The 16,331-nt window shown below is 66.0% G+C and carries 17 protein-coding genes and 1 pseudogene; 10 read left to right on the top strand and 8 right to left on the bottom strand.

The window, feature by feature from the left end:
* Positions 1-205 precede the first annotated feature (205 nt).
* Positions 206-961 (bottom strand): 16S rRNA (uracil(1498)-N(3))-methyltransferase, encoded by a 756-nt coding sequence (locus ABIA45_RS23530; RefSeq protein ID WP_404653849.1) that lies wholly within the window; start codon positions 959-961, stop codon positions 206-208.
* 210 nt (positions 962-1,171) lie between these two features.
* Here ABIA45_RS23530 and ABIA45_RS23525 point away from each other — a divergent pair.
* A pseudogene (locus ABIA45_RS23525) lies at positions 1,172-1,835 on the top strand (hypothetical protein).
* 142 nt (positions 1,836-1,977) lie between these two features.
* Positions 1,978-2,934, top strand: a complete 957-nt coding sequence (gene ubiA / locus ABIA45_RS23520; RefSeq protein ID WP_404653848.1) for a 4-hydroxybenzoate octaprenyltransferase — start codon at positions 1,978-1,980, stop codon at positions 2,932-2,934.
* 108 nt (positions 2,935-3,042) lie between these two features.
* Here the strand turns inward: ubiA and ABIA45_RS23515 are convergent, their stop codons facing one another.
* Positions 3,043-3,561, bottom strand: coding sequence for a DUF6101 family protein (locus tag ABIA45_RS23515; RefSeq protein WP_271539135.1), 519 nt, complete (start codon positions 3,559-3,561; stop codon positions 3,043-3,045).
* Positions 3,562-3,825: 264 nt separating this feature from the next.
* On the opposite strand from ABIA45_RS23515, the gene ABIA45_RS23510 reads away from it, so the two are divergent.
* The 6 genes from ABIA45_RS23510 (at position 3,826) to lpxK (ending at position 9,569) form a co-directional block, all read left to right on the top strand.
* Positions 3,826-5,217, top strand: coding sequence for a TldD/PmbA family protein (locus ABIA45_RS23510; RefSeq protein ID WP_404653847.1), 1,392 nt, complete (start codon positions 3,826-3,828; stop codon positions 5,215-5,217).
* A 207-nt stretch (positions 5,218-5,424) separates the two neighbouring features.
* Positions 5,425-6,231: an inositol monophosphatase family protein gene (locus ABIA45_RS23505; protein ID WP_404544079.1), complete on the top strand. Its 807-nt coding sequence runs from the start codon at positions 5,425-5,427 to the stop codon at positions 6,229-6,231.
* A gap of 61 nt (positions 6,232-6,292) precedes the next feature.
* Positions 6,293-6,535 carry a DUF4170 domain-containing protein gene (locus ABIA45_RS23500; protein WP_036039955.1) on the top strand — a complete coding sequence of 81 codons (243 nt, stop codon included), beginning with the start codon at positions 6,293-6,295 and terminating at the stop codon, positions 6,533-6,535.
* A complete protein-coding gene (locus ABIA45_RS23495; RefSeq protein ID WP_036039958.1) occupies positions 6,532-7,251 on the top strand; it encodes a lysophospholipid acyltransferase family protein in 720 nt (239 codons plus the stop codon). The genes ABIA45_RS23500 and ABIA45_RS23495 overlap by 4 nt, the downstream gene beginning before the upstream one ends.
* Positions 7,214-8,560, top strand: coding sequence for a 3-deoxy-D-manno-octulosonic acid transferase (locus ABIA45_RS23490; protein WP_404544076.1), 1,347 nt, complete (start codon positions 7,214-7,216; stop codon positions 8,558-8,560). The genes ABIA45_RS23495 and ABIA45_RS23490 overlap by 38 nt, the downstream gene beginning before the upstream one ends.
* On the top strand, positions 8,553-9,569 hold the full coding sequence (gene lpxK / locus ABIA45_RS23485) for a tetraacyldisaccharide 4'-kinase (protein WP_404653844.1): 1,017 nt from the start codon (positions 8,553-8,555) through the stop codon (positions 9,567-9,569). The genes ABIA45_RS23490 and lpxK overlap by 8 nt, the downstream gene beginning before the upstream one ends.
* A gap of 474 nt (positions 9,570-10,043) precedes the next feature.
* Here lpxK and ABIA45_RS23480 read toward each other — a convergent pair whose 3' ends face one another.
* The 5 genes from ABIA45_RS23480 to ABIA45_RS23460 form a co-directional block, all read right to left on the bottom strand.
* A complete protein-coding gene (locus tag ABIA45_RS23480; RefSeq protein WP_271539123.1) occupies positions 10,044-10,229 on the bottom strand; it encodes a hypothetical protein in 186 nt (61 codons plus the stop codon).
* Between the two features lie 407 nt (positions 10,230-10,636).
* On the bottom strand, positions 10,637-11,014 hold the full coding sequence (locus tag ABIA45_RS23475; RefSeq protein ID WP_271539121.1) for a TadE/TadG family type IV pilus assembly protein: 378 nt from the start codon (positions 11,012-11,014) through the stop codon (positions 10,637-10,639).
* Positions 11,011-11,451 carry a TadE/TadG family type IV pilus assembly protein gene (locus ABIA45_RS23470; RefSeq protein WP_271539119.1) on the bottom strand — a complete coding sequence of 147 codons (441 nt, stop codon included), beginning with the start codon at positions 11,449-11,451 and terminating at the stop codon, positions 11,011-11,013. Before ABIA45_RS23470 ends, ABIA45_RS23475 begins: the two co-directional genes overlap by 4 nt.
* A 74-nt stretch (positions 11,452-11,525) precedes the next feature.
* Complete coding sequence (locus ABIA45_RS23465) at positions 11,526-12,821, bottom strand: TadE/TadG family type IV pilus assembly protein (RefSeq protein WP_271539117.1); 1,296 nt, start codon at positions 12,819-12,821, stop codon at positions 11,526-11,528.
* A 244-nt stretch (positions 12,822-13,065) separates the two neighbouring features.
* Positions 13,066-13,290 (bottom strand): DUF2093 domain-containing protein, encoded by a 225-nt coding sequence (locus ABIA45_RS23460; RefSeq protein WP_271539116.1) that lies wholly within the window; start codon positions 13,288-13,290, stop codon positions 13,066-13,068.
* Between the two features lie 194 nt (positions 13,291-13,484).
* Here ABIA45_RS23460 and ABIA45_RS23455 point away from each other — a divergent pair, with 194 nt between their 5' ends.
* Both ABIA45_RS23455 and ABIA45_RS23450 read left to right on the top strand, forming a co-directional pair.
* On the top strand, positions 13,485-14,267 hold the full coding sequence (locus tag ABIA45_RS23455) for a dienelactone hydrolase family protein (protein ID WP_271539114.1): 783 nt from the start codon (positions 13,485-13,487) through the stop codon (positions 14,265-14,267).
* Positions 14,268-14,331: 64 nt separating this feature from the next.
* The gene (locus tag ABIA45_RS23450) at positions 14,332-14,478 is read left to right on the top strand and encodes a hypothetical protein (RefSeq protein ID WP_271539112.1); all 147 of its coding nucleotides are present in this window, start codon (positions 14,332-14,334) and stop codon (positions 14,476-14,478) included.
* A gap of 175 nt (positions 14,479-14,653) precedes the next feature.
* On the opposite strand, the gene xseA is transcribed toward ABIA45_RS23450, so the two are convergent.
* Positions 14,654-16,273 carry an exodeoxyribonuclease VII large subunit gene (xseA, locus tag ABIA45_RS23445; RefSeq protein WP_271539111.1) on the bottom strand — a complete coding sequence of 540 codons (1,620 nt, stop codon included), beginning with the start codon at positions 16,271-16,273 and terminating at the stop codon, positions 14,654-14,656.
* Between the last annotated feature and the right edge of the window lie 58 nt (positions 16,274-16,331).

Raw genomic sequence — 16,331 nt, 5'->3', positions numbered from 1 at the left:
CAGGCAAGGGGAGGCGAATTGGCGCAGCCCTTAGCATGGCCCGACAGCGGTTTCGACCTCCAAAGGATCAATCGCTTAACGGGTGGCTCATTCGTCATGGCCGGGCTTGTCCCGGCCATCCACGCCTTGCCCTCCGGCGCAAAGGACGTGGATGCCCGGGACAAGCCCGGGCATGACGACGCCATGCGTTTGCACGCTGACGAAGCTAGCTGGCCTTGCCGCCCCAATCCCCCAGCACCGCCTGCACCAGCGCCAAGGCGGCGACGGCGGCTGTGTCCGCCCGCATGATGCGGGGGCCGAGCGCCAGCCGCAGGATTTTGGGCTGGCGCAACAACAGCGCCCGCTCTTCTTCGGCAAAACCGCCCTCGGGGCCGATCAGCACGTCGATACCGCGTCCGACCTCGCGCGCGCCTTGCAGGCTCTGAATGGGATCTTGAACCTCCGCCGCCTCGTCGCAGAAGATCAGCAACCGGTCGGCGGGACGCTGGCTCAGGAAGCGCTCCAGCGGCACCGGCTCGGCCACGCTGGCAATGCTGAGGATGCCGCATTGCTCGGCCGCCTCGACCACATTGGCGCGCATCCGCTCGGTGTTGACCCGGGATGCCTGGGTGAACCGGGTCAACACCGGCTGCAGCGCGGCGGCGCCCATCTCGATGGCCTTCTGCACCATGTAGTCCAGCCGGGCATGCTTGAGCGGGGCAAAGACGTAAGTGAGGTCCGCGAGCCGGTCCTGGCGCCGGGTCTGCTGCAGGATCACGAGGCCGTCCGGCCGCTTGCGGCCATCGATGGCGGCCTGCCACTCGCCATCCCTGCCGTTGAAGGCCAGGACCTCGGCCCCGGCCGCCAGCCGCAGCACATTGCCGAGATAATTGCTCTGGTCGCGGTCGAGCGGCACCCTGGCGTCCTGGGCCAGGGGGGCATCGACGAACAGGCGGGGGGCGCGAAAATCGTGAGAAGGCATCGCTTGGGGTCCGATTACCGGCCGTTCTTAACCGAAAGGCGCCATTTCGGGGGTAAATATTGCCGAATCGGTGCGTCCCAGCGCCGCGCTCTCGCCCTATTCCACGGGTTGTTAAGCGCCGGCGGGAATCGTAAAAACGCGAACACGCTGGTCGCGCTTTAATTGGGAAGCCCTGAACCCCGTTAGCTCCTGCCGGAGAGACTTATCTTGATGATCCGCCATTTGATGGTTCCGATCACTGCCGCCACGGTCGCCATGAGTGCTGCGGGCGCTCATGCGCAAAGCGCGTTCCCCGCGCCGCTGCCCAACCAGGCTGCCGCCAGTTCTCCATTTCCTCCCGGTCAACGGTGCGGCGCCGAGCGCGTCGGTCGGCACCGCGCCGCAATCCTCCTTTCCCGTGAACGGTGCTGCCCCGATCGGTGGCCCCGGCGCCTTCAGCGCGGCTCCGCCGACGCAGGCCGGTCCCGGCGAGGACTGCATGAAGGCCTTCATTCCGCTGCGCGAGGAAGCCGAGAAGCGCGGGAAGCTGATCAAGGCCGCGAGCGATCGTCGCGCGCAGCCGGACGAGGCCTGCAAGCTGATCCGCAATTTCAGCCAGGCTGAAGTCAAGATGATCAAGTACATCGAGACCAACGCCGCCAAATGTGGAATCCCGCCGCAGATCGGTGCGCAGCTGAAGGAAGGTCACAAGAACACCGAGGCCATGGCGACGAAGGTCTGCAACGTCGCGCAGCAGATGCAGAACCAGCCGCGCGGTCCGGCCGGTCCGTCGCTGAGCGAGGTGCTGGGCTCTGGCTCGGCGCCCGAGGCCAATGCCGGCAAGAAGGGCGGCAGCACCTTCGATACGCTCAACGGCAACGTCCTGACCCGATGATACACGTGCCGCCGATTTGAACTTCCTACGGTGCTTGCCGCGAGATCCTCATAGGAATTTCAACTCGATAAGCGGCACGTGAATTATAGTTTTCTTGCAGGTGGCCTTGTAGTTTTCGAAGTTCGTACCGGAATGCGCCGCGATGGAATACGAACTTCGAAAACTGGGCACTAGCACATCCGCCCGCGTTGCCGATTCCACCGGCAACTGGGTCGATACGCTCGCGCCGCATTGGGCGCGGCCTTACCTGCGCCTGTCCCGCTTCGATCGCCCGATCGGCTCCTGGCTTCTCCTGATGCCATGCTGGTGGTCGGCGGCGCTGGCCGCCGGCATGGCGCATGACATTCGCGGCTTGCCGCTCACCATCGTGCTGTTCTTCATCGGCGCTTTCGTCATGCGCGGGGCCGGCTGCACCTGGAACGACATCACCGATCGCGACCTCGACGGCAAGGTCGAGCGCACGCGCTCGCGGCCGCTGCCGTCGGGGCAGGTGACCACCAGGCAGGCGCTGGTCTTCATGCTCGCGCAGGCGCTGGTCGGTCTTGCGGTGCTGCTGCAGTTCAACCGCTTCGCGATTGCAACGGGCATCGCCTCACTCCTGATCGTCGCGATCTATCCCTTCATGAAGCGCATCACCTGGTGGCCGCAGATCGTGCTCGGGCTCGCCTTCTCCTGGGGCGCGTTGATGGGGTTTGCCGTCACCTTCGGCCGCATCGACGCTACCGCGCTCGTGCTCTATGCCGGCGCAATCTCCTGGGTGATCGGCTATGACACGATCTACGCGCACCAGGACGCCGAGGACGACGCGCTGATCGGCATCAAGTCGACCGCGCGCCTGTTCGGCGCGCATACGCGCCAGGCGCTTGTCCTGTTCTACGGGCTCGCGGTGATGCTGATCGGCGTCGCGCTGGCGTCCGGCGAAGCGCGCTGGCCGGCCTGGCTCGGGCTTGCCGCCTTCGCCGCGCATCTGGCCTGGCAGATCACGCGGCTAAATATCGCCGATGGCGCGCTCTGCCTGCGCCTGTTCAAGTCGAACCGCGATGCCGGCTTGCTGTTGTTTGCGGGATTGCTCGCCGACGCGGTGCTGCGGGCGGCGTGACGCAAAATGCGTAGGGTGGATTAGCGAAGCGTAATCCACCAACTCCTATCTGCGCGGAAAGCAAAGAGGTGGGTTACGCCCTTCGGGCTAACCCACCCTACGGCATCATTAATTCCTCGCGATGATCTCGCGCTCGCCCTGATGAACCGGCAGCTCGCGCGCCATTGCGGTGCGCCGGCGCATCAAGAATTTCGGGCGGCGGGCGCGGATCGCGTTGGCGCGGCGGCGGCGCGGTGCGGGCTTGCGTGCGCCCTCGTCGAGCTGCGGCAGCGCGAAGATCTCGCTCCAGATCGTCCAGGCCTGTGCGATCTCGTCCGTGTCAGTGCTGATCAGCAGCGGGATGGAGAGCGAGGGATCGCGGTGCACGAGGACGAGCGTCTGCGTCTCGTCATTGCCGCGGAGCGCAACGCCGGTGAAGTCGGCGACGCGCACGTTGATCGCCATCTGCATGCCGCGCACGGCACGGCGCAGCACGACACGCTCGCGATGAAGCTCGATCTGCCTGACATGTCCGTCGGCGCGCGGATCATGCGCATCGAAGCGGACCGGAAGGGAAAGAGGGTCGAGCCGCAAGGAGCGGCTCGACCCGGCGGGGTGGACCCCGCATGTTGCTGTTTGACGCCTCACGGCTTCGTTCTCCCCGCCAGGATTATGTTCCCGGTCGATGCGAGGACCTTAGCGCCGGGCGGTCCGAAACCGCTTAAAAAGGCTGGTTAACCCACCGTCACTCGCTCCTCATGATTGACAAGACCTTGGCGCGCATGATTGACGAGACGTTGCGCCGACGTCGCGAATCTGAGCTTTTGGCGGGCTGAAAATGCTTGAAGTCCGCGCTATCAGGGCACATCTGTGGGTTCCGGTCCCGAACCCCGCCCCAACAGGATTTCGTTCGTGAACTCTTCACCAAGCCCGACGCTTTCGCCTACCGCCAATCGCGACCTGTTCGATCAGTCCGCGCTCTCCGATCTCGCGCAGCGTCTGGTCGAGGCGGCCAAACGCGCCGGCGCGGATGCGGCCGACGCGGTCGCGGTGCGCGGCGTCTCGCAGGGCGTCGAGGTCCGCGACGGACGCGTCGAGGAATCCGAGCGGTCCGAGGGCGACGATGTCGGTCTGCGCGTGCTGGTCGGTCAGCGTCAGGCGGTGGTCTCCACCAACGACGTCAGCGGCGATGCCGTCACCAAGCTCGCCGAGCGCGCGGTTGCGATGGCGCGCGTCGCGCCCGACGACAAATATGTCGGCCTCGCCGATCCCGCGCTGCTCGCGCGCGACTTTCCCGATCTCGACCTGCTCGATCCGGCCGTGCCCACGACGACCGAGCTCGAGCGCCGCGCGCTCGCGGCCGAAGCTGCCGCGCTCGGCGTCAAGGGCGTGACCAAGTCCGGCGGCGCCTCGGCCTCATCCGGCATCGGCGGCATGGTGCTCGTCACCTCGACCGGCTTCCACGGCTCCTATCTGCGCTCCAGCCAGGGCATCTCTGCCACAGCCATATCGGGCGAAGGCACCGGCATGGAGCGCGACTACGACTTCACCTCGGCGCCGCATGGCGCCGATCTGCTGTCGCCGGAGGTCGTCGGCCGCTCCGCCGGTGAGCGCACCGTGGCGCGCTACAATCCGCGCAAGGTCGAGACCTGCAAGGTCCCGGTGGTGTTCGATCCGCGCGTCGCCGGCTCCCTGGTCGGGCATCTCGTCGGCGCCATCAACGGCGCCTCGATCGCGCGCAAGACCAGCTTCCTGAAGGACAAGCTCGGCCAGCAGCTGTTCGCCAGGAATATCCGCATCATCGACGATCCCTTGCGCAAGCGCGGCCTGCGCTCGCAGACCTTCGACGCCGAAGGCGTCGCGGTGAAGCGGACCGCGCTGGTCGATGACGGCGTGCTGACGACCTGGCTGCTCGATTGCGCCACCGCGCGCGAGCTCGGCCTCACCACCACCGGTCACGCCCATCGCGGCGTGTCCTCCTCGCCCTCGCCGGGGCCGTACAATTTGCATCTCGAGCCCGGCACGGCAACGCCGGCCGAGCTGATCGCCGACATCAAGCAGGGTTTCTACGTCACCGACCTGATCGGCTCCGGCGTCAACGGCGTCACCGGCGATTACAGTCGCGGCGCCTCCGGCTTCTGGATCGAGAACGGCGAGATCACCTATCCCGTCAGCGAGGTGACGATCGCCGGGCACCTGTTCGAGATCTTCAAGTCGATGCAGCCCGCGAACAATCTCGAATTCCGCTACGGCATCAATGCGCCGACGGTGCGCATCGAGGGTTTGACGCTTGGCGGACGCTGATCGAGCAGAAGCGAGTTGGCTCACCTCTCCCATAGGGAGAGGTCGAATCGCATCGCAAGATGCGATCCGGGTGAGGGGTTACTCTCTCTCGTGGGATCTGCCCCCCCTCACCCGATTTGCACTCGACGATGCTTCGCATCGCGAGGCGCAAATCGACCTCTCCCCGATGGGGAGAGGTGGTCTCGGCGTGCCGCGCGATTGACCCCGATGGCCGCTGCTCTCGACGACACTATCCTGACCCGCGACGCGGCGCTGCTGAAGGACACGGTGCGGGAGGCGGGCGCGCTGGCGCAGTCGATGTTCCGCACCGAGCTGCGAAAGTGGACCAAGGGCGCGTCCTCGCCGGTGTCGGAGGCGGACATCGCCGTCAATGATCTGCTCGAATCGCGCCTGCGCGCCGCTAGGCCCGATTATGGCTGGCTGTCCGAGGAGAGCGCCGACGATGCGGCGCGGCTGTCGCGGCGGCTGACCTGGATCGTCGATCCCATCGACGGCACGCGCAATTATCTCGGCGGTCACGACGAATGGTGCGTCAGCGTCGCGCTGGTGGCGGACGCTTCGCCGGTGCTTGCCGCCGTGTTCGCCCCGGCCACCGACGAGTTCTTCTTCGCAACGCGCGGTAAGGGCACGACGCTCAACGACAAGCCGGTGCGCGCGACAAGCGGATCCGAGCTCGACTTTGCCCGCGTCGCCGGCCCGAAGCCGCTGGTCGAGCGGCTGAAGCCGTCCCTCGGCGAGATCAAGCTGCACCGGCGGATCGGCTCGCTGGCGCTGCGGCTTTGCCGGGTCGCCCATGGCGCGCTGGATGCGGCTTTTGCCGGCGGCAACAGCCATGATTGGGATCTTGCGGCGGCCGATTTGATCGTGCAGGAAGCGGATGGTAGGATGAGCGACCTCTCCGGAGAACCCATCCTCTATAACCGCCGGGAAGTGGCGCACGGGGTGCTGGTGGCAGCGGGACGCGAACGTCATGCGGGCATTGTCGCGCATTTTCGCAACCGTCCCTTAGCCTAAGGCGCATTCGTCGTGCTTCTCGAACACTGCTTTGCCGGGCAGCCCCTTAGGAACAGAACTCATGCCAGATAGCGCCCCGCAACAACTGCTCCACCTCGTCATCGGCGGCGAGCTCGTCGATCTCGAGCACAACACTTTCAAGAATCTGGACGAGGTCGACATCGTCGGCCTCTATCCGAACTATGCCAGCGCCCACGCCGCCTGGCGGGCCAAGGCGCAGAGCACGGTCGACAACGCGCAGATGCGCTACTTCATCGTCCACCTGCATCGGCTGCTCGATCCGAATCAAGAACCGGCGCGTTGAAGAAACTGCTTCGCAATACGCTGCGAAGCAGCTGGTTTCAGCGTGCCGTCGGGGTCCTGGCGGCCGAATATCTGCGTCTGGTCTGGCGGACCAACACCTTCACCTTCGATCCGCCCGACGTCTACGAGCGCGTCGAGCCGCAGCTCCCTGCGATCTTCGCGTTCTGGCACGGCCAGCATTTCCTGACGCCCTTCATCAAGAACCAGAACAAGGCGTCCTATCGGGCCAAGGTGCTGATCTCCCGGCACCGCGACGGCGAGTTCAATGCCATCGCCGCCGAGCGGCTCGGCATCGGCACGATCCGCGGTTCCGGCGACCATGGCGGCGCGTTCCACCGCAAGGGTGGCGTCGGCGCCTTCAAGGAAATGGTGCGGACGCTCCAGGCCGGTTGTAATGTCGCGCTGACCGCCGATGTCCCCAAGCGCTCGCGCGTGGTCGGGCTCGGCATTATCATGCTGGCACGGGAATCGGGACGGCCGATCATGCCTTTCGCGATGGCGACCAGCCGCTTCGTCCGGCTCAAGAACTGGGATCGCACCACCATCAATTTGCCATTCGGGCGGGGCGCTTTGGTCGGCATCAAGGAAATCCACGTTCCCGCAGATGCCGACGCCGCCATGATGGAGACGTTGCGGCAGGAGCTGGAAGACACGTTGAACGAGGCGACCCGTCGCGCCTATGCGCAGCTCGGCCGCCCGGGACCGGAAGATGCCTAAGTCGCTGCCCATTGCGCTGCCGATCACGCTGCGGATGTATCGGCGCCTGGCCGCCGGCCTGGTGCCGCTCGCGCCTGCGCTGATCAAGCGGCGGCTGAAGCAGGGCAAGGAGGATCCCGCCCGCGTCGGCGAGCGGCGCGGCCTGTCCGCCGACGTGCGGCCGCACGGCCCGCTGGTCTGGATTCATGGTGCCAGCGTCGGCGAGGTGCTGGCGGCGGCCGCGCTGATCGAGCGCCTGCGCGATCTCAATCTGCGCATCCTGCTCACCTCGGGCACGGTCACCTCGGCCGCGGTCGTCGCAAAACGCTTTCCGCCCGACGTCATCCATCAATACGTGCCGTATGACTCGCCGCGCTATGTTGCGCGCTTCCTCGACCATTGGAAGCCGTCGCTGGCGCTGTTCATCGAATCCGATCTGTGGCCGAACCTGATCCTCGCCGGCGCGGCGCGCCGGGTGCCGATGGTGCTGATCAACGGGCGGATGTCGCCGCGTTCCTTCCCGCGCTGGCGGCGCATGCACGGCACCATCTCGGCGCTGCTATCGCGGTTCGACATCTGTCTCGCGCAGTCGAAGACCGATGCCGAGCGCTTTGCCGCCCTCGGCGGCCGCGACGTCGTCACCACGGGCAATCTCAAGCTCGACGTGCCGGCGCCGCCGGCCGATCCCGCCAAGCTCGAACGGCTGATGGCGATGACGCGGGGGCGGCCGATCATTGTCGCGGCGTCGACCCATCCGGGCGAGGACGAGATGCTGGTCGCGGCGCATCGCAGCCTGGTCGGCTTCTTCCCGCAGCTTCTCACCGTGATCGTGCCGCGGCACCCGGATCGCGGCTCCGCGATCGCGGGCCTCGTCACGGCGTCCGGCCTGAAACCGGCCCTGCGCTCGCGCGAGGAGCTGCCGACGGCGACGACCGACGTCTATGTCGCCGACACGATGGGCGAACTCGGCCTGTTCTATCGGCTCTCGGAAATTGTGTTCATGGGTGGATCGCTGATCCACCATGGCGGGCAGAATCCGATCGAGGCGATCAAGCTGGGCGCCGCCATCGTCCACGGCCCGCACGTTTTCAACTTTGCCGACGTCTATGAGGCGCTCGATGGGAGCGGCGGGGCGCGGCAGGCCGACACGCAGGAGGCGCTGGTCAAGCAGCTCGGCCAATTGCTGGCCGATCCGGTCATGCGCGACAAGATGCAGCGCGCGGCCTCCGGCGTGGTCGAGCAGCTTGGCGGTGCGCTCGATCGCACCATGACCGCGCTCGAGCCATATCTCTTGCAGTTGCGGATCGAGATGGGGGCCGCGAATGCGTGAGCCGGCCTTTTGGTACCGGCCACGCTCCCTCCAATCCTACGCGCTATGGCCGCTCGGCGCGCTCTACGGCGCGATCACCGCACGGCGCATGTCGCGCCAGGGCGTGGACGCCGGCATCCCCGTGATCTGCGTCGGCAACTACCATGTTGGCGGCGCCGGCAAGACCCCGACCGTGCTGGCATTGACCAAGCTCTTGCGCGAGCTCGGCGAGACGCCGGTCGTGCTCAGCCGCGGCTATGGCGGGTGCCTGAAGGGGCCGGTGATGGTCGACCGCAAGCGTCACAGCGCGGCCGATGTCGGCGACGAGCCCATGATGATGGCGCGCGACGTCCCGGTCGTGGTCGCGCGCGACCGCCTCGACGGCGTCGCGCTGGCGAAGTCGCAAGGCGCCACCGTGATCCTGATGGATGACGGCTTCCAGAATCCTGCTCTGCTCAAGGACGCTTCGCTGATCGTGATCGACGGCGAGCGCGGCCTCGGCAACGGCAAGGTGTTTCCCGCGGGGCCCCTGCGAGCGCCGCTCGAGGCACAGCTCGCGCGCACCGACGCGCTGGTGATGATCGGCGACGGCAATGCCGCCAACGACGTCGCGGCGGAGATCGCCAAGCGGAACAAGCCCGAGCTGCGTGCGCGCCTGAAGCCGGATGCGGCCTCGCTCGCGCAGCTCTCCGGCAAGCGGGTGTTCGCCTTCGCCGGCATCGGCGATCCCGAGCGTTTCTTCCGCACCTTAAGTGCGAGCGGCATCGACGTCGCGCGCACGCGCGCCTTCGCCGACCACCACATGTTTTCGGACGGCGAGATCTCGGCGCTCGCAGCGGACGCCCAGCGCGAGCAGCTCATGCTGGTGACCACGGAAAAGGATCTTGCACGCTTGCGCGGCCGCGCAGGCGTGCCTAGCGGCATCGTGCCGTTCGCCGTTCAGCTCGAATTCGATGACCCGGCAAAGCTGCGGCAATTGATCAGCGATCATCTCTACAGAGCGCGCGAGCGAAGGTTCAGCGCGCGCTGATCACGCAACGTGAGACAACGTCTCTGCCCCAGTCGCGAAACGCGAAATGTCGCTGCTGGCGAATCTTCTTCCGCGCGTTCGGGAGTTGAAGTAGCCTTGCATGAGAGCCGTCACCGGGACGTGCCGAACTCCCCGAAATCATCGACGGCGTTGATGCCCAGGGCGGGCAATGAATCTTCATCATGTGAGGTGCAGGGGCCGTAACGACCTGAAGCTGATCGCCGGACCCAGAGTACAGCCACCGCCGTCGGACGACGCGGCGGCTGTACTCATGTCGAAGCAGGAAGCAGGTCTGCGACGAGCCGAGGGGCATGCTCACCACGCGCCCGTGGCCATCAATCCGATGATGGTCAGGCACGACATGCAGGCGACGACGACGGTGTAGCATTCGGGTGTATTCATTGCTGTCTCCCAAATGTTGCCAATTGCTTGGTCATTGCTGCGCGGGAGTGATCGTTCGGTCTGGGAGCCGCTTCAATTCGGCGTGGCGTGACCGGTCTTGCTGTGCGTGTCCGTTCTCTCGTCGTCACCCTGGTCCGCAGGACGACAAAGCGCTTCGAGAGCCTCGGATCGTTCGGCTGCGATCAGAAGCTGCTTGCGCATTTCAGCGAGGCGGGCGCGGCAATATTCACGGTAGAGCAGTTCGAATATGGCGGGCATGATCCACCCCCACCGCTTGATTTGATTTACAGATATTCCACCGCTGATTTTCGAGGTGATCGTAGCCCGCTAGAATGGCTCTTCGTATGAGCCCGTTCACAGATCGTCCAGTTCCAGAGCTCAGTGGCTGATTGGTTGGTCGATTGCCTGTGCGGTAAAAAAGAACGGGGGCCGGTTACCTGGCGTGCGATATAGCAGCTCATTGTTTCAGCAAGACTTCGTCAAACAACTTAAAGACGCGGAACTGCAAAAAAAATCCAACCCAAGCGCGAAACGACTCACCCACGGCTGCAAGGAATGTAGAACGCAAGCGTCCGTCCCGACAGAGACCATTTTGCTGAGTTGCCGGCAATGCGGCGCGGGCACATCGCCCTTTACCTTCGCGGCAAAACCGGCTGTCGGCGACCTCAACTCGGAAAACATGCCCGCGCGGTCAGCGTGATCGGAGACAGGTTGATGATCTGCGGAAACTCGAATGAATAGCTCGCGCTGACCTGGTTGCCGCACGCGGCCGTGGCAAAGGTGAATGTCCCCGGCGGCAGCGTGAGGCCGTAGGCCTGCTGGGCGGCGTAGGTCGTGATCGCGCTGCTGTTCGGGCAGAGCGTGTTGTTGACCGTCGCGCAGCGCGCCGCCATTTCGCTCCCATGCTGGATTCCCAGCTGAGTCCAGAACAGCAATCCGCATTCGATGATCCCGAATATGAACAGGAAGAACACGGGAGCGGTCAGCGCGAATTCCAGCGCTGTGGTGCCCCGCGTGTCTCGCCATGCTGCGGTGAGCTTCACTGCAGCCTCGTGGTGGACTGCGCGGTGTACGTGTATGTGGCCGCCACGATCTGATAATCGATGATCGTATAATACGTCGCTTTCGCCGAGACTGTCGTATATGTTCCGGCCGGCGCACCGCCGGTGCAGACCGTTCCGCAGCTGGTGGCGCTCACGCCCGCACTCGTTGGACATCCGCAGAATTGGACCGGCGGAGGTGACGCGGTGATGTTCGTCGCGCTGGTGGCACTTGCGACGGCGTTCGCGATGCCGTTCGTGTCGAAGCCGCGCGCAATCGCGTACTGGGCTCCGGCTTGCGCGGCATTTTCGACCTGCATCTTGCGATAGAGCGCCAGCCCGATGTCCGTGACCGAGACGACCATCAGGGACAGCAGGGGAATTAGAATCGCGAATTCGGCTGCCGCGACGCCCCGTTGATCGCCGGCCGCATTGCTCACGTGGCGCGCCAGAGAACCAAGCAATCGACGGCCAAGCCTGGATGAGTAATTCCGGATCTGCATCGCCCCAAACCTCATTCGACGAGCTGCGCGGTTTGCGAACCGATCGTCGCGGTGCCGAGCGCGGTGCAATTGACCTGCAGGTTCGACGTGCCGCTGAACGTCAGCGTATCCGCGATGATCTTGGTGCAGGATGTGCTGGTGCCGTTGCCGCCGCTGAAGCTGAGATTGGCCTTCGGCAGGTAGATGGCACCGCCGAAATTCTGCGTGCTGCCGCCGGTGAGATTGAAATTGGTCCCGGCAGGCATGTTGCGGTCGCCGTACATGACGATGCCCTTCGTCGGGCCGCTGGTCGGCCCGGTCAGGTCGACGGTCGCGTTGCTGCCGATTGAGGCGGTGCCCCAGTCGCTGCCGGAGCCGGTGAACACCAGGGTGACGCCGCTGCCGGTGATGGTGGCATTTCCGGCGACGCTCAGGCTGGCGCCATCCAGATAGTAGATGCCCGGATTGAGGTTCAGGACTGCGCCGGCGTTGACCGTGATGCTGCCCATGTAGCAGCCGGGGTCGAGCGAGTTTGTCTTTCCGTTGGCGTTGACCGTGATCTTGGCATTGCTGCAGCTCGGCCGCGTAGGCGGAGAGACGTCGGCATAGGGATCGGGGACAGGCGTGATGTGCGTCTTGACCCCGTTGGTCGCCGTGATGCTGCTTGCGCCCGAGACGTCGCCGACCACGCCGACCTGGTTTGCTGCCACCGAGGCGCTGCCGGCGACGTTGAGCGAGGGGCTTGCGCTCGAATTGCTATAGAGATTGCACTTGATCAGGTTGAGCTGGTTGCCGCCGCTGACATTGACGGCGGGGCTTGCGCTCGTGTTGAGCGCAAGTACGCAGCCCGTCCCGGAATTGGGCAGGGCGACCGAGCGCGCGGTGATTGGTACGCGATCCGAGCCGAACAAGGCCGACAGCAGCCGACGCTGCGGCTGACTGACGATGACTTCGATGGCCTGCGCGTTCGACGCTTGACTGCCTGTTTTCGGTGGCTGGTTCACCGTGACAGTGACGTCGTTCGCCCCGTCGGTGTAGCCATAATTTGCCGCGACCGCCTTGGCTTCGGACGAGGGGTCGCCGCCGACACTGGCAGCCGTCGCAGCGCTGACCGCGCCGGAATCTGCAACGCTCTGCATGTTCTTGTGCTTGTAGTACCACCAGCCCACTTCCGTTCCGAGGCCGGCGGTGCCGACCAGGACCGGCATGAGCAGCGCAGAAATGAGCACGTAGCTGCCCTGCTCGTCGCGGATGAACCGTTCGAGCAAATGATTCTTTGCGCTCGAAGGTGCACCGAACGAACGGCTGAAAATTCTCCGGAGGTCCATGCTTTCCTGCCCGATTGCCACTTTATCCCGAGGCAATGTGGTGCAGGCCGGCTTAAATGGGCCCCAATGGGAGCCGGACAATTTTAGATATCGGCGAACATTCAGCCGGCATTCATGGCCGCAGGCCTATCGATGAAGCCGCGTCCAGGAGAAGTCAGATGAAATTGCACCCTGCAATTGTTACCGCCAACCTCGTGTGTCTGCCGGTTTTGCCCGCACTGCGAGAGTTACGAGAGCCGAGGGATCACGACTGCTTCGGTGCGCCGGGAAAATGCCGCTGCAGCACCGCGGTGGGCGTGGCATAGGCCTCCTGCAGATCGACGCTCCAATACTTCAGTTCGTCGAGCGGGATGCGGACGTCGGTGATCGCGCAGCGCACGAAGGTCCCCGGCGAGATCACGCGGAAATCGCCGTCGAGATATTGCACCTGCGCTTCGCCATGGCCCGAGGGGCCGAACTTGTTCAGCACGGTCGAAAGTCTCCGCGGAAGGCCTCTCCATGGAAGGCCGTGGAAGGCACGATGTGTTGGACGGGATGTAGCATAGATGGGGTGGCTTGTCCGCCCGTTAAACCCACCGGTTCGTGATGATTTGCCGCCGTTTTCGCGCGATGAGGCTTCAGTCGAAGGGGCGCTGGTTCCGGCAGCTCCTGCGGCAGACTCCGATGACCGCCCTGTTCCTGACGCTGCTGATGTCGGCCGCGCACGCCGCCCCGGCGCCGCAGCCGGTCGAGATTCCGCTGGCGTCCGGCGTGCTCCATGCGCAGCTCTACAAGCCCGCGGGCAAGGGGCCATTCCCGGCCGTGATTGCGCTGCACGGCTGCGGTGGGCTGGGTAGCCATTCCGATCCCGTGCTGCCGCCCTATCGCGACTGGGCCGAGCGCCTGCTCAAGGCCGGCAATGCCGTGCTGCTGCCCGACAGCTACGGCTCGCGCGAGCTCGGCCCGCAATGCCGCGTCAAGGAGATGCACGTCAAGGCGCGGCGCGAACGCGTCGCCGATATCGCGGCCGCGCGCGCCTGGCTGATGCAGCAGCCATTCGTGGCGCGGGACCGCATCAGCCTGATCGGCTGGGCCAATGGTGCGAGCGCGCTGCTCTGGGCCGTGCGTCCGCAGAACGCAGGCCGCGATTCCGGTCCGGATTTCCGCGCCGCCATCGCGTTCTATCCGGATTGCCGGATCTCGGCGGGCCTCGGCTGGAGCACGCGGGTGCCGACGCTGGTCTTGATCGGCGCCGATGACGAGGTGTCGTCGCCGCCGGCCTGCCGCCAGATGGTGGATGGTGCGCGCGGCCGCAGCGCGCTGGCGCGCATCGTGGTCTATCCCGGCGCGGGTCACGATTTCGACCGTGCCGGCACGCCGCTGCACGCCGCCGGCGCGCCCGAGCACGCCGATGCCGAAGCCCGCGCCGCCTCGCAGAAGGACGTCGCGCAATGGCTGGCGCGGTGATGGCGGTGCCGTAGCACGTGCCCGCGCCATCATTCGACCACGATGTCGATTAAACGCATCTCATATGCGCAACCGCATCACGCTCTTCGCGTCCGCCCTGATCGTCTTCACCGTCGCGATCCTGCTGTTCGAAGCCCACGCCGGCCCCCACCGCGCGCCGGACCATTGCGGCTTCTGGACCACGATCGAGGCGGGATTGTCGTGTCGGTAGGCGAGCTGTCTCCACCTATTTGTGGCGACGCGCGTTCCACACACGCGCTGTCATCGCCCGGCTTGACCGGGCGATCCAGTACTCCGCGGCGTTGCGATTCAATCGAGAAGCCGCGGCGTACTGGATTCCCCGCTTTCGCGGGGAATGACACCGTGGCCTGAGCCCGTCCTCCCCCTCAGAACAAGCTGCCCTGATCCACCGGCTTGGCCAGGCGCCTCGGTGCCGGCTTCGTCTCCGCCGCCGGCTTGGCCTGCGCCGGCGCGCGCCTCTCCGCGGGCGCCGGACGGTCCGCATCCGCCGTCGCGCCGACGCGGCCGTCCGCGAACTCGATCTCGACCCGCGCGCCGGGGCCGATCGTATCAGCCGCATGCACGGGATGCCCGGCCTCGTCGCGCACCAGCGCAAAGCCGCGCGCGAGCACGCTGCGATAGGACAGCGCCGAGAGCAGCTTGCCGCTGTTCTCGACCCGCGCCTCCAGCCGGTGCAGCAGCGTGACGAGCGCGCGCTGCGCCCGCTCAGTCAGACGATGGGTACGCTCGCGCTGGCGGGCAATCGCGTTGCGCTGCGCCTGCGCATTCGCAAGCTTTGAGGCGCGCAGGCGCACCTGCAAGCCCGCAAAGCGGTCGCGCCGCTGCCGCAACAGCGAGCGCGCGGACAGGCCGAGCCGCTCGCCGCAAACCGTGAGCCGATGATCGGCCTGCGAGATCTGGCCGTGCAGCACGCGCAGCGTCAGCTTCGCGCTCGCCGCGGTGAACCTGCGGAAATGCGCATGCGTGTTGGCCTTGAGGCAGCGGGGCAGGGACGCGCCCGCCGAATCCAGGCGCTGCCGCGGGATCGCGAGCAGATCGCCCGCCGCCGGCAACGCGCGCGCAGCAGCGCGCAGCTCGCTGCGGCGGCTCTCCTGGGCGCGTTGCCAATAGGCGCGGGTGCGGCGTCCGAGATCGCCCACCTCGACGAACAAGTCGCTGCGCACCGGCACCGCCATCTCGGCCGCCGCCGTCGGCGTCGGCGCGCGCTTGTCGGCGACGAAGTCGATCAGCGTGATGTCGGTCTCGTGCCCCACCGCCGAGATCAGCGGGATCATGCTCTCGGCTGCGGCGCGCACCACGATCTCCTCGTTGAACGACCAGAGGTCCTCCAGCGAGCCGCCGCCGCGCGCGACGATGAGCACATCGGGCCGCGGAATCCTGCCGCCTTCGGGCAGCGCGTTGAACCCGCGGATCGCGGCCGCGACCTGCTCGGCCGAGCCGTCGCCCTGCACCTTGACCGGCCACACCAGCACGCGGCGGGGAAAGCGGTCCTCCAGCCGATGCAGGATGTCGCGGATGACGGCGCCGGTCGGCGAGGTGACGACGCCGATCACCTCCGGCAGCCACGGCAGCAGCTGCTTGCGCGCCTCGTCGAACAGGCCCTCGGCGGCGAGCTTCTTCTTGCGCTCCTCCATCAGCGCCATCAGCGCGCCGATGCCGGCCGGCTCCAGCGCCTCGATCACGATCTGGTATTTCGAGGAGCCCGGATAGGTCGTCAGCTTGCCGGTGGCGATCACCTCGAGCCCCTCCCGGGGCTTGAACCGCATCCGGCTATGCACGCCCTTCCAGATCACCGCCTCGATCTTGGCGCTCTCGTCCTTGAGCGCGAAATAGCAATGGCCGGACGAATGCGCCCCGCGGAAGCCGGAGATCTCGCCGCGGACGCGGACATGGCCGAAGGCGTCCTCGACCGTCCGCTTCAGGGACAGGGACAGTTCGGAGACGGTGAATTCAGGCGCGTTGAGCAGTTGTTCCGCAGGCGGCATCTCGAAAACGATTCGGCATTTTGGGGTCGAGGGCGACGTTAGGGATTTTCGCAGGCCA

This window comes from Bradyrhizobium sp. USDA 336 (genome assembly GCF_044908355.1).
Classification (GTDB): domain Bacteria; phylum Pseudomonadota; class Alphaproteobacteria; order Rhizobiales; family Xanthobacteraceae; genus Bradyrhizobium; species Bradyrhizobium yuanmingense.
Note: the sequence above shows the minus strand (reverse complement) of the source record. Positions and strands in the feature narration are given on the sequence as shown.